At 71.1% G+C, this 12,984-nt stretch carries 14 protein-coding genes; 6 read left to right on the top strand and 8 right to left on the bottom strand.

All coding sequences use genetic code 11. The features are described from left to right. Nucleotides 1-12 precede the first annotated feature (12 nt). Both OG507_RS08870 and OG507_RS08875 read right to left on the bottom strand, forming a co-directional pair. A complete protein-coding gene (locus OG507_RS08870) occupies nt 13-705 on the bottom strand; it encodes a lysoplasmalogenase (RefSeq protein WP_327366601.1) in 693 nt (230 codons plus the stop codon). Then, entirely contained in the window at nt 702-1,580 is an 879-nt protein-coding gene (locus OG507_RS08875) for a sterol desaturase family protein (protein WP_327366602.1), read from the bottom strand. The genes OG507_RS08870 and OG507_RS08875 overlap by 4 nt, the downstream gene beginning before the upstream one ends. A 150-nt stretch (nt 1,581-1,730) precedes the next feature. Between OG507_RS08875 and OG507_RS08880 the strand changes: the two genes are divergently transcribed. After that, complete coding sequence (locus OG507_RS08880) at nt 1,731-4,826, top strand: NACHT domain-containing protein (protein WP_327366603.1); 3,096 nt, start codon at nt 1,731-1,733, stop codon at nt 4,824-4,826. Here the strand turns inward: OG507_RS08880 and OG507_RS08885 are convergent. After that, a complete protein-coding gene (locus OG507_RS08885) occupies nt 4,823-5,536 on the bottom strand; it encodes a VIT1/CCC1 transporter family protein (protein ID WP_327366604.1) in 714 nt (237 codons plus the stop codon). The two genes, OG507_RS08880 and OG507_RS08885, sit on opposite strands and share 4 nt — an antisense overlap. Nucleotides 5,537-5,699: 163 nt before the next feature. On the opposite strand from OG507_RS08885, the gene OG507_RS08890 reads away from it, so the two are divergent. The 5 genes from OG507_RS08890 (at nt 5,700) to OG507_RS08910 (ending at nt 10,529) form a co-directional block, all read left to right on the top strand. Then, nucleotides 5,700-6,698, top strand: a complete 999-nt coding sequence (locus OG507_RS08890; protein ID WP_327366605.1) for a DEDDh family exonuclease — start codon at nt 5,700-5,702, stop codon at nt 6,696-6,698. A 64-nt stretch (nt 6,699-6,762) separates the two neighbouring features. Continuing rightward, complete coding sequence (locus OG507_RS08895; protein ID WP_072482991.1) at nt 6,763-6,996, top strand: hypothetical protein; 234 nt, start codon at nt 6,763-6,765, stop codon at nt 6,994-6,996. 72 nt (nt 6,997-7,068) lie between these two features. Continuing rightward, nucleotides 7,069-7,890: an SURF1 family cytochrome oxidase biogenesis protein gene (locus tag OG507_RS08900; RefSeq protein WP_327371908.1), complete on the top strand. Its 822-nt coding sequence runs from the start codon at nt 7,069-7,071 to the stop codon at nt 7,888-7,890. 79 nt (nt 7,891-7,969) lie between these two features. Next, complete coding sequence (locus tag OG507_RS08905; RefSeq protein WP_327366606.1) at nt 7,970-9,769, top strand: glycoside hydrolase family 15 protein; 1,800 nt, start codon at nt 7,970-7,972, stop codon at nt 9,767-9,769. A 4-nt stretch (nt 9,770-9,773) separates the two neighbouring features. Continuing rightward, the gene (locus OG507_RS08910; protein WP_327366607.1) at nt 9,774-10,529 is read left to right on the top strand and encodes an SDR family oxidoreductase; all 756 of its coding nucleotides are present in this window, start codon (nt 9,774-9,776) and stop codon (nt 10,527-10,529) included. A 72-nt stretch (nt 10,530-10,601) separates the two neighbouring features. Here the strand turns inward: OG507_RS08910 and amaP are convergent, their stop codons facing one another. The 5 genes from amaP to OG507_RS08935 are packed head-to-tail and all read right to left on the bottom strand — an operon-like array spanning nt 10,602 to nt 12,919. After that, nucleotides 10,602-11,180 (bottom strand): alkaline shock response membrane anchor protein AmaP, encoded by a 579-nt coding sequence (gene amaP / locus OG507_RS08915; protein ID WP_442811092.1) that lies wholly within the window; start codon nt 11,178-11,180, stop codon nt 10,602-10,604. Between the two features lie 5 nt (nt 11,181-11,185). Further along, nucleotides 11,186-11,872 (bottom strand): DUF6286 domain-containing protein, encoded by a 687-nt coding sequence (locus OG507_RS08920; RefSeq protein WP_327366609.1) that lies wholly within the window; start codon nt 11,870-11,872, stop codon nt 11,186-11,188. Then, the gene (locus OG507_RS08925; RefSeq protein WP_327366610.1) at nt 11,869-12,231 is read right to left on the bottom strand and encodes a hypothetical protein; all 363 of its coding nucleotides are present in this window, start codon (nt 12,229-12,231) and stop codon (nt 11,869-11,871) included. Before OG507_RS08925 ends, OG507_RS08920 begins: the two co-directional genes overlap by 4 nt. Next, complete coding sequence (locus tag OG507_RS08930; protein ID WP_327366611.1) at nt 12,228-12,419, bottom strand: hypothetical protein; 192 nt, start codon at nt 12,417-12,419, stop codon at nt 12,228-12,230. The genes OG507_RS08925 and OG507_RS08930 overlap by 4 nt, the downstream gene beginning before the upstream one ends. Nucleotides 12,420-12,451: 32 nt before the next feature. Then, nucleotides 12,452-12,919 (bottom strand): Asp23/Gls24 family envelope stress response protein, encoded by a 468-nt coding sequence (locus OG507_RS08935; protein ID WP_327366612.1) that lies wholly within the window; start codon nt 12,917-12,919, stop codon nt 12,452-12,454. Between the last annotated feature and the right edge of the window lie 65 nt (nt 12,920-12,984).

The raw sequence follows: 12,984 nt of genomic DNA on the forward strand, positions 1-12,984 counted from the left end.
TCCTTGCTGATCTCAGATATTGATACTCCCTTCACGGTACGCCCCGGCTGTGACACCGATCCGTCCGGTACCGGGCGCGAGCGCTCCGACGGTCAGCAGGAACTGCGCCGCGACATAGGTGAGCATGACCCAGAAGTCGGGGGCGGGCAGCTGGGGCCAGTCGGCGATGCCGGTGGCGATCAGCGCGTCGGAGAGCAGGAAGAGCGCCCCGCCGACGGCCGCGTACCGGCCGAGGGTGCCCGCACGGTACGCCATAGCCGTGAGCAGCAGGCTGTAGCCGGTCAACGGTATCCGCAGGTCCGCCGGGAGCCCGCTCCAGAGCAGCGCGACGAAGGTGATCAGGACGGCCGCGTACACGACCCCGGCGGACAGCGGGCTGCGGGCCCGTCCGAAGAGCCACAGATAGCAGACGTGACCCGCGGCGAAGGAGCCCATCCCGATGAGGAAGGCGGCATCGGCGTCAAACAGCAGGAGCGTGTCGCCGCCCCAGCCGAACAGCAGCGCCGCGATGAGCGGCCGGGGGCCGCGCCGGGCTGCGGCGTACCCGGCCAGCAGCGGCATCAGCATGGGCTTGGCGACGAGATGGGCGACCGGGATGCCGGCGAGCACGCCGACGAGGTCGACCGCGCATGCGGCGAGGAAGGCGATGAGCAGCGGGCGTACGAGACGTTCCGGCCGGTCCCAGACGGCGTCGGCGGCGCTCATCCGGTGCGCTCCCGGGCGGGCAGGGCCTCATGGGCGGCCGCCGTGTCCGGCTGCCAGCCCGGCTTACGGAAGATCCGGCCGGCCCGCTCGCTCCAGCTGCCCGCCGCCCGTACGTCACGGGCGATGGCGGCGTACTCATGGGTGGCGACCCGGAGCGGGTTGAAGGTGTCGATGTTCTTGGTGAGTCCGTATACGGGCCGCTGCGTCTCGGCGGTGAACGATCCGAAGAGCCGGTCCCAAAGGATCAGGATGCCGCCGAAGTTCCGGTCCAGATAGCCGCCCTGCGAGGCGTGGTGCACCCGGTGGTGGGAGGGCGTGTTCAGTACGTACTCGAAGGGCCTGGGGAGCTTGTCGATGCGCTCGGTGTGCACCCAGAACTGGTAGACGAGGTTCGCCGACGAACAGAAGGCGAGCGCGGCCGGATGGACACCGCAGGCGATGAGCGGCACATAGAACGGCCAGACGGTCAGCGACGTCCAGGGCTGGCGCAGCGCGGTGGAGAGGTTGAACTTCCGGCTGGAGTGGTGGACGACATGGCAGGCCCACAGGATCCGGATGACGTGGTGGCCGCGGTGGGACCAGTAGTAGAAGAAGTCCTGCGCGAGCAGCATCAGCAGGACGGTCCACCACAGCACGGGGACGCGCAGCGGGGTGAGTTCGTAGACCGCGGTGTAGATGGCGACGACGGGCACCTTCCACAGCAGGTCGAAGACCAGGCTGCCGAGCCCCATGGTGATGCTGGTGGCGGCGTCCTTGGCCTCGTATCCGGCGGCTTCGTCATCGGGATGGAAGTGGTGGAGGGCCATTTCGAGGACAGTGAGCAGGACGAAGGCCGGTATGGACCAGAGCACGACATCGGGCAGGTTCGGCGGCATGCGAGCACCGTAGGGCCGCAGGTCGGCCGGGGACTAGACGTTGTTACCAACAAGTATGCGAGACGCGGTGTCAGCAGTCTTTGGTGACTTCCGCCAATGCGGGCGTCGTACGATCCCGGGTACTGGAGCTTCCGTGGGGGAGGAACTGCCGTGCAGGGTCTGGAAGTTGCTATGGTCCGGCTGGCCACGACGGTGATCGGTACGGTCGCCAAGTCGCTGGTGACACCGAAACCCGGCGCGGGCCTGGTGCCGGACCCGGTGCGCCCGCTCCCCCGCCCGGCGAAACCGGACCGCCTGGCGAAGGTGCTCGGCGGGCGGCTGGCCCTGTCGTACGCCGGGATGCCCGAGCACGAGCGGCTGGCCGCCGTGGAGGCGGTACGGGACACCTTCGCGGCGGCGGGGGAGTTGACGGCGGAGCGGTTGTTCGCCGTGGACCTTGACCCCGAGCGGCTGCGCGCCGAGCTGTCGGCGCCCGCCGCGGGCCTCTCGGAGCGTGCGGTCGAGCTGTACGAGGAACTGCTCGGCCGGTGCTGTGCGCATGCCGTGGAGCAGCTGACCGCCCAGCCGTCGTTCGCGGCGCGGGCCGCGGTGGAACAGGTCCGTGCGGCGGGGCGGACGCGGGAGCTGGTGGAGGATGTACGGGCCCGGGTGGGGCCGCACCCGGACGCGGCGGCGCCGGCCTTCGAGCAGCGGTACGCGCAGTTCGTGGCCGCGACGAACAGCCGGATGGGACTGTTCGGGCTGACGCTGGGCCGCTCGGCGGGCGAGTGGCCGCTTCAGACGGCCTACATCAGTCTGACGGTGAGTTCCCATGACTCCGGTCCGCAGTGGTGGGAGCTGTCCGCACCGGACCGGGTGACGGTCCGGGCCGAGCAGGCCATCATGGAGTCCAACCGGCTGCTGCTGCGCGGCCCGGCGGGTTCCGGCAAGAGCACGCTGGTGCAGTGGCTGGCGCTGAATGCCGCACGCCGCACGTTCGCCGCCGAGCTGATGGACTGGAACCGCTGTGTGCCGTTCGTCCTGCGGCTGCGCGCCTTCACCTCGTACGAGAACCTGCCCGCCCCGGACGACTTCCTGCGCGCGACCGGGGTCCCGCTGCACGGCGCGGCGCCCGCCGGGTGGGCGGACCGGCTGCTGACCGAGGGCCGGGCGCTGGTCCTGGTCGACGGGGTGGACGAGGTCCCGACGCGGCTGCGCAACCGTACCGAGCGCTGGCTCAAGGACCTGATCGCGGCCTACCCCCAGGCCCGCTACGTGGTCACGACCCGGCCGTCCGCCGTCCCGGACGGATGGCTGGGACAGCAGGACTTCGTCGCGCACTCACTGCTGCCGATGGAGCGGGACGACATCCGCGCGTTCATCGGGCACTGGCACGAGGCGGCGAGGGCGGAGTGCCTGTCCGACGACGAGCGGGCGCTGCTCGACACGTACGAGGACTCGCTGCGGCGGACGGTCGGGGTGCGCCGGGACCTGGGCCGGCTGGCGACCAACCCGCTGATGTGCGCGCTGCTGTGCGCGTTGAACCGGGACCGGCGGATGCAACTTCCGCGTGCCCGCAAGGAGTTGTACGACGCGGCACTGGACATGCTGCTCGTACGCCGCGACACCGAGCGCGAGATAGCGGGTGTGGAGGGCGTCGACCTGACCCGCGAGGAACAGACCGCGCTGCTCCAGCGACTGGCGTACTGGCTGATCCGTAACGGGCAGGTGGAGACGGGCCGCGACGAGGCTGTCGCGATGGTGACGCAGTGGCTGCGGGCGATGCCGCAGGTGCGGGGCACGGCGCAGCAGGTGTTCTCGCATCTGCTGATCAGGAGCGGACTGCTGCGCGAACCGGCGCCGGGCGCCGTGGACTTCGTACACCGGACGTTCCTGGACTACCTGGGCGCCAAGGCCGCGGTGGAGGCGCGGGACTTCGGAGTGCTGGTGCGCAACGCGCACGACGACGGGTGGGACGACGTGGTCCAGATGGCGGTGGGGCATGCGCGGGTGGACGAACGGGCGGTGCTGCTGGGGAAGTTGCTGCTCCGCGCGGACCAGGAGCGCGTCCACGAGCACCGGCTGGTGCTGCTGGCCGCGGCGAGCCTGGAGCATGCTCCGGAGCTGGACCCGGAGATTCGACAGCGGGTGGAGGACCGCACCGAGGACCTGCTGCCGCCGCTCACCGAAGAGGACACCGATGCGCTCGCGAAGGTCGGCGAGCTGGTGCTGGGCCTCCTGCCGGGCCCGGATGAGGTGAACGAGGGCGAAGCAGCCGCGATCGTACGTACGGCGGCGAAGATCAAGGGGGACGCGGCCTACGAAGTCGTCTCCCGCTTCAGGGACGACGAGCGGCGCCAGGTCGTGCTGGCCCTTTCCGAAGCCTGGAGCTCCTTCGACGCGGAGCCGTACGCGCGCGAGATCCTGGCGGGCCATGCCTGGGACGACGACAGATACGCCTACGTCCGCACCAGCGACCAGCTGGCCGCGCTGCGCCACATCCCGCGCGCCCGGTGGGTGCATCTCCAGGGTGACCACGAGGACTTCCCGCAGGTGACGTCACGGCCGGACGTGGAACGGCTCTTCGTCTACCACAACCGGGACCTCGACGATCTGAGCCGCATCGCGGCCATGCCCCGGCTGCGCGGGCTCGGCCTCAGTCTGTGCCCGTGGGCCGAGGATCTCGCACCACTGGCCCGGCCGGGTCTCGAATGGCTCTTTCTGATCGAACTGCACCCACTGCTGGACCCGGGGCCGATCGGGGACATGCCCGACCTTCGGCATCTCACGCTCGGCCATCCGTTCCTCATCGAGAGCATCGGCGAACTCCCCGTACTCCACCGGCTCACCAGCCTGACCCTGTCCCAGCAGACCAGGTACATGAGCCTGAACGGGCTCGAACGCTGGCCGGCCCTGCGCCAACTGACCCTGAGCGGCCACACGCATGTGCGGCAGCTGGCGGACATGGCCCCGCTCGGCGGGCTGGAGTCCCTCACTCTGAATCAACTGTCGCCGCTCGACCTCCGGCCGCTGGCACCGCTCACCGAGCTGCGTACGCTCTGCCTCTTCCAGTGCGAGGTACAGGACGGACTGGCGCCGCTGCGCGAACTGACCGGCCTCACGTCGCTCGAACTCGCCGCGCACTCCGGCCCCGTGGACCTGGCCCCGCTGAGCGGCCGCACCGAGCTGACCATCACGCTCTCGCACGGCACCCGGGCCAGCGGCATCGAACACTTCCCGCCCGAGCGCATCGTGCGCCACTCCTAGACCCCCACCGCCCCCAGCAACTGCCCCACCGCATAGGTGACCGCCATCGCCGCCGCTCCCCCGCCCATGTTCCGCAGGACCGCAGGTGCCGGTGCCGCCGCCCCCAGCCGGGCGCTCCACCAGCCGGTCAGGGCCAGCGCCGCCAGTACCGAGAGCACGGTCACGGGGAGCCGCAGCGACGACGGGGGCAGCACGATGGCCAGCAGGGGCAGCAGCGCGCCCGCCGTGAACGCCAGGCAGCTCGCGCCCGCCGCGTGCCACGGGTTCGTCAGCTCGTCCGGGTCGATGCCCAGCTCGACCTCCGCGTGGGCGCGCAGCGCATCGCGTTCGGTGAGCTGGAGGGCGGCCTCGCGGGCGACCTCCCGGCTCAATCCCTTGCCCTCCAACAGGCCGGTGAGTTCGATGAGTTCGGCCTCGGGCGTCTCCGCCAGCTCCCGCTTCTCCGTCGCCAGCGCGGCCTTCTCCGAATCGCGCTGGGTGGAGACCGATACGTACTCGCCCGCCGCCATCGACATGGATCCGGCCAGCAGGCCAGCCAGGCCCGCGGTGAGCAGGGTGCCGCGGTCGCCGGTGGCGCCCGCAACGCCGACAACCAGGCCGGCCGTGGAGACCACGCCGTCGTTGGCACCGAGGACCGCGGCTCGCAGCCAGTTCAGCCGCGTGCCGAGCCCGTTGCCGTGCGCTTCGTCGTGCGCCTGGGAATCCGTCACCCGGGGATGGTCTCACCCCGCCCCGTCACCGCACGCGTACCGACCCACCCGGCGCGAAGGCGGGACCGGGACCGGCCGTTCGCGGATTCCGTGCGTGCCATGGTGGAGGGCCGCTGCGGGAGACGGCCGAATAGGAGACTGTCAGTCGCGGCCCGTATTCTCTGTGACCATGCTCGACGACCGCCAGACCGCAGCACCGTGGCCGACCGCCTACCCGCAGGGGTACGCGGTCGTCGACGTGGAGACCACCGGACTCGCACGGGACGACCGGATAGTGTCCGCCGCCGTCTACCGCCTGGACGCGCAGGGCAATGTCGAGGACCACTGGTACACCCTCGTCAACCCCGAACGCGATCCCGGCCCGGTCTGGATCCACGGGCTGACCAGCGATGTCCTCGAAGGCGCTCCGCTCTTCCCGGAGGTCGCCGCCCAGCTCTCCGAGCGGCTCGCGGGCCGGGTGCTCGTCGCGCACAACGCGGCCTTCGACTGGTCGATGCTGGCCCGGGAGTACGCACGGGCTTCGGTCACCGCCCCCGTCGAGCAGCGGCTGTGCACCATCGCGCTCTCCAAGGAGCTGCGGCTGCCGCTGCCCAACCACAAGCTGGAGTCGCTGGCCGCACACTTCGGCGTCGTGCAGCAGCGCGCCCACCACGCGCTGGACGACGCCCGGGTGCTGGCCGAGGCGTTCCGGCCGAGTCTGCACGCGGCGGCGCGGGGAGGGGTGCGGCTGCCGTTGCTGGAGTGCCGGCCGCTGACCGAGTGGTCGGACTCCCCCATGACCCCGCGGATCGGCTACCAGCCCTCGTACGGTCAGGGCAGCTGGCGTCCCTCGCGCAAGCGTCCGGCGTGCCCGTATCCGAACCCCGGGCGGTACGAGAAGGACAAACCTCTCATGCAGGGCATGCGGGTGGCGTTCTCCGGGGACACCTCCGTCGACCGCGAGCTGCTGGAGGACCGGGCCGTGGAGGCCGGGCTGCATGTGGCGACCAGCGTGTCCCGGCTGACCAGTCTGCTCGTCACCAATGACCCGGACTCGGCGACGTCGAAAACGCTGAAGGCGAAGTCGTTCGGGACACCGGTCCTGGACGAGAGCGCGTTCACCCATCTGCTGCGCGATGTGGCACCGTCGTCGGCCCTGAGGGCCGCGCCGTCATCGGAGTGAACCGGGGGCGACTCGCCCGCCCGCCGCTCGCCCGCCGCCGCCCCGGCGTCCCACCCTGTGGCGCATGGCACGTTGCGAGGTTTGCGGAAACGACTACGGCATGTCCTTCGAGGTGCACGCGCAGGGTGCGGTGCACGTCTTCGACTGCTTCTCCTGCGCCATCCACCGCATGGCACCCATCTGTGAGCACTGCAGGGTCCAGATCATCGGCCAGGGTGTCGAGGTCGACGGGCACTGGTTCTGCGGCGGACACTGCGCCCGCGCCGAGGGGAAGGTGGGCATCATCGACAAAGTCTGATCACCGGCCGCCGGGCCCCCCTTCCCCCACCCCTCCGCGATGCACCCCATGACGCAGTTGTACCGTCGTGGGGTGTACCGCTTCCTGTTGACCCGGCAGTGGCTGATCCTCGCCCTCCTCGCCCTCGTACTGATCCCCACGATGGTCGAGCTGGGCTTCTGGCAGCTGCACCGGCATGAGCACAAGGTCGCGCAGAACGCCCTGATCTCCCGCAACCTCAAGGCGCACCCGGTTCCGGTCGCCTCGCTCACCTCGCCGGGTCACACGGTCCCGCGCTCGGACTACTGGCGCGCGGTGACGGCCACGGGTACGTACGACACCGCTCATGAGGTGGTCGTACGCCGCAGGACCTCCACCGACGGCCGGATCGGCGTCCACGTCCTGATCCCGCTCGACCTCAAGGGCGGCGGCACGGTCCTGGTCAACCGCGGCTGGGTGCCCTCCGCCGACAGCCAGCGCGCCTTCCCCGACGTACCGGCCGTACCCAAGGGCGAAGTGACCGTCACCGGACGGCTCAAGGCCGACGAGACGACGAGCGCCAGCGGCATCAAGGACATCTCCGATCTGCCGGACCGCCAGGTGATGCTGATCAACAGCTCCCAGGAGGCCAAGAGGCTCTCCCGGCCGGTGCTGGGCGGCTACATCGAGCAGACCGGCCCCGAGCCGGCCGGGGACTCCCCGGAGCTGATCGCGGCCCCCGACGACGGCTCGATCGGCCCGCACATGGCGTACGCCGTCCAGTGGTGGCTGTTCGCCGCCGGTGTCCCGGTCGGCTTCGTGGTCCTGGTCCGCAGGGAGAAGCGCGACCGGGCGCAGGCCGCGGCCAAGGCCGCCGAGGAGCAGGAGACGCCCGGGCCGAAGAAGCCGGAGCAGGCGGAACCCGCGACCGCCTGAGGCCGTTTCCGCCCGGATGGCGAGGTGACTCGCTCCCGGGACTGCTTAACAGGGCCCAGGTTCGGGAAAACGCCAGAACGTGACCCCACGTATCGAGGACTATGCCCTCATCGGCGATCTGCAGACAGCCGCCCTGGTCAGCAGGAACGGTTCTGTCGACTGGCTCTGTCTGCCCCGCTTCGACTCCGGCGCCTGTTTCGCGGCCCTGCTCGGCGACGAGGACAACGGGCACTGGCGGATCGCCCCGAAGGGTGCGGAGACCTGCACCCGACGCGGCTATGCGGGTGACTCCCTCGTCCTGGAGACGTTCTGGGAGACCCGTACCGGCACGGTCAAGGTCATCGACTTCATGCCGCAGCGCGACCAGGAACCCGATGTCATGCGGATCGTCGAGGGCATCAGCGGCACCGTCGACATGAGCTCCGTGATCCGGCTGCGCTTCGACTTCGGCTCGGTCGTGCCGTGGGTGCGCCGCTCGCAGGGGCACCGGGTGGCGGTCGCGGGGCCGGACTCGGCCTGGCTGCGCAGCGAGCCGCCGGTCAAGACCTGGGGCCAGCAGTTCTCCACCTGCTCGTCGTTCACCGTCGCCGCGGGCGAGCAGGTGGCGTTCGTCCTGACCTGGCACCCCTCGCACTCGCCCCGCCCCGAACTCGTCGACCCGTACGAGGCGCTGGAGAACACCCTGGGCGACTGGGCCGAGTGGTCGGCGCAGTGCAGGTACCAGGGCCCGTACCGGGAGGCGGTGATCCGGTCGCTGATCACGCTGAAGGCGCTCACCTTCGGCCCGACCGGCGGCATCGTGGCCGCTCCCACCACCTCGCTGCCCGAGGAGATCGGCGGCGTACGGAACTGGGACTACCGCTTCTGCTGGCTGCGGGACTCCACGCTGACGCTCGGCTCCCTCATCTCGGCCGGCTATCTGGAGGAGGCCGCCGCGTGGCGGGACTGGCTGCTGCGGGCCGTCGCCGGGGACCCGGCCGATCTGCAGATCATGTACGGACTGGCGGGCGAGCGCAGGCTGCCCGAGTCGGAGCTGCCGTGGCTGCGCGGTTACGAGAACTCCAGCCCGGTCAGGATCGGCAACGCCGCGGTCCGCCAGCGTCAGCTCGATGTGTACGGGGAGGTCATCGACTCGTTGCGGCTCGCCCGCGAGGCGGGTCTTGACGACAAGCCGCACGCCTGGAATCTGCAGCTCAGTCTGCTCGGCTTCCTGGAGTCGACCTGGCGCGAGCCGGACGAGGGGCTGTGGGAGATCCGCGGCCAGCGCCGCCACTTCGTGCACTCCAAGGTGATGGCCTGGGTCGCCGCCGACCGTGCCGTACGCACCCTGGAGAAGAACCCCGCGCTGACGGGCGACGCCGAGCGGTGGCGCACGATGCGCGAAGCCGTGCACCGGGAGGTGTGCGAGAAGGGGTACGACCCGGTGCGGAACACCTTCACACAGTCCTACGGCTCCCGGAACCTGGACGCCGCGACGCTGCTGATCCCCCGCACCGGTTTCCTGCCGCCGGACGATCCGCGGGTGATCGGGACGGTCGACGCCGTCCGGGCCGAGCTGGGCAACGACTGTCTGGTCCGCCGCTACAGCACGGACGGCGCCTCGATCGACGGGCTGCCCGGCAGCGAAGGGGCCTTCCTGGCATGCTCGTTCTGGCTGGCCGACGCCCTGATCCTCACCGGGCGCGCCGATGAGGCCAGGGATCTCTTCGAGCGGCTCCTGGCGCTCCGCAACGATGTGGGGCTGCTCTCCGAGGAGTACGACCCCGCCGGGCACCGCCAGCTCGGCAACTTCCCCCAGGCGTTCAGTCACATCGGACTGGTGGGCACCGCGATGGCCCTGGCCGGGGAGGACACGCTGGAGGGCGACACGGCAGGATAGGGCCATGGATCTTGGACTGAAGGACCGTGTGTACATCCTCACCGGAGCGACCCGGGGGCTGGGCAACGCCACCGCCCGGGCGCTGACCGAGGACGGCGCGAAGGTGATCATCACCGGCCGGGACGAGAAGAGCGTCGAGGCCGCCGCCGCCGAACTGGGGCCGGACGCCGTCGGCCTCGCCGCGGACAACGCCGACCCCGCGTCCGCGCAGCGCCTGGTGGACAGTGCACGCGAGCGGTTCGGCCGACTCGACGGCATTCTCATCAGCGTCGGCGGGCCGGCGCCCGGCTTCGTCGCCGACAACACCGACGAGCAGTGGCAGTCGGCGTTCGAGTCGGTGTTCCTGGGAGCGGTACGTCTGGCCAGGGCCACCGCGGCCACGCTCGGCGAGGGCGGGGTCATCGGCTTCGTGCTCTCCGGCTCGGTGTACGAGCCGATCAGCGGGCTGACGATCTCCAACGGTCTGCGCCCCGGCCTGGCCGGTTTCGCCAAGTCCCTGGCGAACGAGCTCGGCCCCCGGGGCATCCGCGTCGTGGGCGTGCTGCCGGGCCGGATCGGCACGGACCGGATGCGTGAGCTGGATACGCTCTCGGGCGATGCGGAGGCGTCTCGCGCGGCCAATGAGGCGAGCATTCCGCTGCGGCGCTACGGCAGGCCGGAGGAGTTCGGCCGCACCGCGGCGTTCCTGCTCTCGCCCGCGGCCTCGTATCTGACGGGCGTCATGCTGCCGGTCGACGGCGGCTCCCGGCACGGCTTCTGAGCCGTCCCGCACAGCCCTCGTCTGCCGGGCGGGTCCGGTTGCCCGGGCCCGCCCGGCAGACGTCGGCGACGGTCAACTCACCCTTTCCGCACGGTGCTTGACGGCCCTCAGCCGGACCTCGGCCGGCAGCTCGGCCAGCCCCGCCGAATCCCGCGCATGGGCCAGCGCCTCGTCGGTGAGGCGGCCTAGCGTCTCGTCCGGAGCGGCGTGCGGCTCCATCAGCAGCCGGATCCTGGCGTGCGGCGAACTGCGCCGGCCGGTCAGCACGACCTGGGCGCGCGCCACCCCGTCCAAGGTTCCCGCCTCCTGGGCGAGCACCCCCTCCAGCGCCCGCCCCCGCAGCAGCGCGCCCTCGCCGTCGCCGCTGTCCACCAGCACCTCGGCCAGGCGGGCGCGGCGCAGCTGGGCCAGCAGCCACCACAGGGCAAGAACGACCACGACGGCGAGGGCCGCGATCACCGTCGGCCACCACCAGCCCTCGCCGCGCCAGCGATCCCGGTCGGCCCCGCTGAGGAGGACATCACCCTTGCCGTCCCAGGGCCACCAGGACGGTACGGAGAGGCCGAGCCCGGCCGCGAGCACCGCACCACCGCCGCAGACCAGCACCAGGCCGGCCAGGCCCAGCAGTACCCGGTTGACGGTCCTGAGCAACGGACTCACCCCTTCTTCGCGGGACGGCGGACATGTACGGACAGGCTCGGTGGTCTGGCCAGGCCCAGTTCCCTGATACCGGTGCCGAGCACGGTGTCCAGATCGGCCCGTACGTCGTCGAGTTCACGGAAGTGCGACACCGCGCGGACCCCGACCTTGCTCCGGCCCATCCGGACCCGTACGGACTGCACACCGGACACCTCGACGGCCCGGTCGCGCAGGACCAGCGCGGCCGCGGTCCGGTCGAGGCCGGCCCGAACACCGGGGCGGTCCCGGCGCATCGGCAGCAGATCGCGGAGTCCGGGGGTGAGGGCGAGCACGAGCAGCCACACCCCGATCGCCATGGCCGCCGCCGTGCCGGCCAGCACCCAGGCGTTGTCCAGCGGCCGTTCGGCGAGTTCACGGGCCAGTGTGCGGCGCCAGCGCATCGCCGGGCGATCGGCCCGTACCGCCGCCACGTCGTAGAGGAGCAGCCCGGCGGCGGCCAGGACCACCAGGGCGAGGAGCGCCGCGGGGATTCGGCGCGCGGACCAGAAGCGGCCCGCCCTGCCGTCGCCGTCCTGCTGCGCGGGCAGCGGTTCGTAGGCCGCGGACGAGGCGGACTGGTCGAGTTCGAGGACATCCCCCCGTTCGACGGGCTTGGTGGTGGGCAGTCGTTGCGTACGGTGTTCCGGGTCGTGGGGTTCGGTCATCGGATCCTCCCCTGTGCCGCGATGCCCGCTCCCGTCGGATGCAGGCGCTCCACCTGTACAGCCACCTCTGGCACTTCCATCCCCGCCAACGCCCTTACCCGCTCGGCGACATGCCGACGCACCCCGCCGCACTGCCGGCCGATGTCCGAGGGGTATCCGAGCTCCAGGCTCACCCGCACCCGCGCGGTGTCACGGTGCACCGTGACCGTGGCGCGCGGCGACGCTCCCTGCTCCGGTGGCTCGTCGATCGCCTCCTTCGCCGCCTGTGCGGCGATCTTCGCGACCACCCGGTCGGCGATCCGGGTCTCCCCGCGCTCACCGGCGGCGACCCGGCCGCCCGCCCCCGACAACGCCGTCACCGCCGTCTGTCGCCGCGCTCGCGACTCCGGAAGAAGTCGCCGGGCTCCAGGTCACCCTCCAGGAAACGGCCGGCGATGAAGCCGATCGCCCCCAGTGCGGCCACCAGCAGAAAGGCCCCGAATCCGCCGAAGTACCCGGCGAATCCGAGCGCCATGCCGGCCACCATGCCGACCACAGCCATGTTCATCCTGCGCTCCTCAACTGCCGCGGCCGGGAGGCCTACTGGAGACGTGGCTCGGACTCTTCGTCTTCCTCGTCGGGCAGCTTCACATCGCTGACCGCGATATTGACCTCGACGACTTCGAGGCCCGTCATCCGCTCGACCGCCGCGACCACGTTCTCCCGTACGTCACGGGCGACATCGGAGATCGACACGCCGTAGTCGACGACGATCTCCAGGTCGAGTGCGGTCTGCGATTCGCCGACCTCCGCCTTGACCCCCCGGGTGACGGACTTCCCGCCGCCGGGAACCCGTTCGCGCACCGCTCCGAACGTACGTGAGAAGCCGCTGCCCATCGCATGGACACCGACCACGTCGCGCGCCGCCATTCCCGCGATCTTCTCGACCACGCCGTCGGCGATGGTCGTACGGCCACGGGTCGCGGGGTCTCCGCCGCCGCGCTTGGTGAGCGGGCTCGATTCCTTGTCGGGGTTCTCGGGACGGTTCCGCTGTGGGGTGTCGGTCATCGCCACTCTTCCCTTCGGGGCAGGTTGGACCTCGCTGCCCACATTAAGTGTGCTTGCCCCGTCCC

The sequence above is a fragment of the Streptomyces sp. NBC_01217 genome, from assembly GCF_035994185.1.
Classification (GTDB): domain Bacteria; phylum Actinomycetota; class Actinomycetes; order Streptomycetales; family Streptomycetaceae; genus Streptomyces.

Bases quoted from the DNA above. Each gene is read 5' to 3' on its own strand.
- OG507_RS08870 (WP_327366601.1), bottom strand. From the start codon at position 705: ATGAGCGCCGCCGACGCCGTCTGGGACCGGCCGGAACGTCTCGTACGC.
- OG507_RS08875 (WP_327366602.1), bottom strand. From the start codon at position 1,580: ATGCCGCCGAACCTGCCCGATGTCGTGCTCTGGTCCATACCGGCCTTC.
- OG507_RS08895 (WP_072482991.1), top strand. From the start codon at position 6,763: ATGGCACGTTGCGAGGTTTGCGGAAACGACTACGGCATGTCCTTCGAG.
- OG507_RS08910 (WP_327366607.1), top strand. From the start codon at position 9,774: ATGGATCTTGGACTGAAGGACCGTGTGTACATCCTCACCGGAGCGACC.
- OG507_RS08920 (WP_327366609.1), bottom strand. From the start codon at position 11,872: ATGACCGAACCCCACGACCCGGAACACCGTACGCAACGACTGCCCACC.
- OG507_RS08930 (WP_327366611.1), bottom strand. From the start codon at position 12,419: ATGAACATGGCTGTGGTCGGCATGGTGGCCGGCATGGCGCTCGGATTC.
- OG507_RS08935 (WP_327366612.1), bottom strand. From the start codon at position 12,919: ATGACCGACACCCCACAGCGGAACCGTCCCGAGAACCCCGACAAGGAA.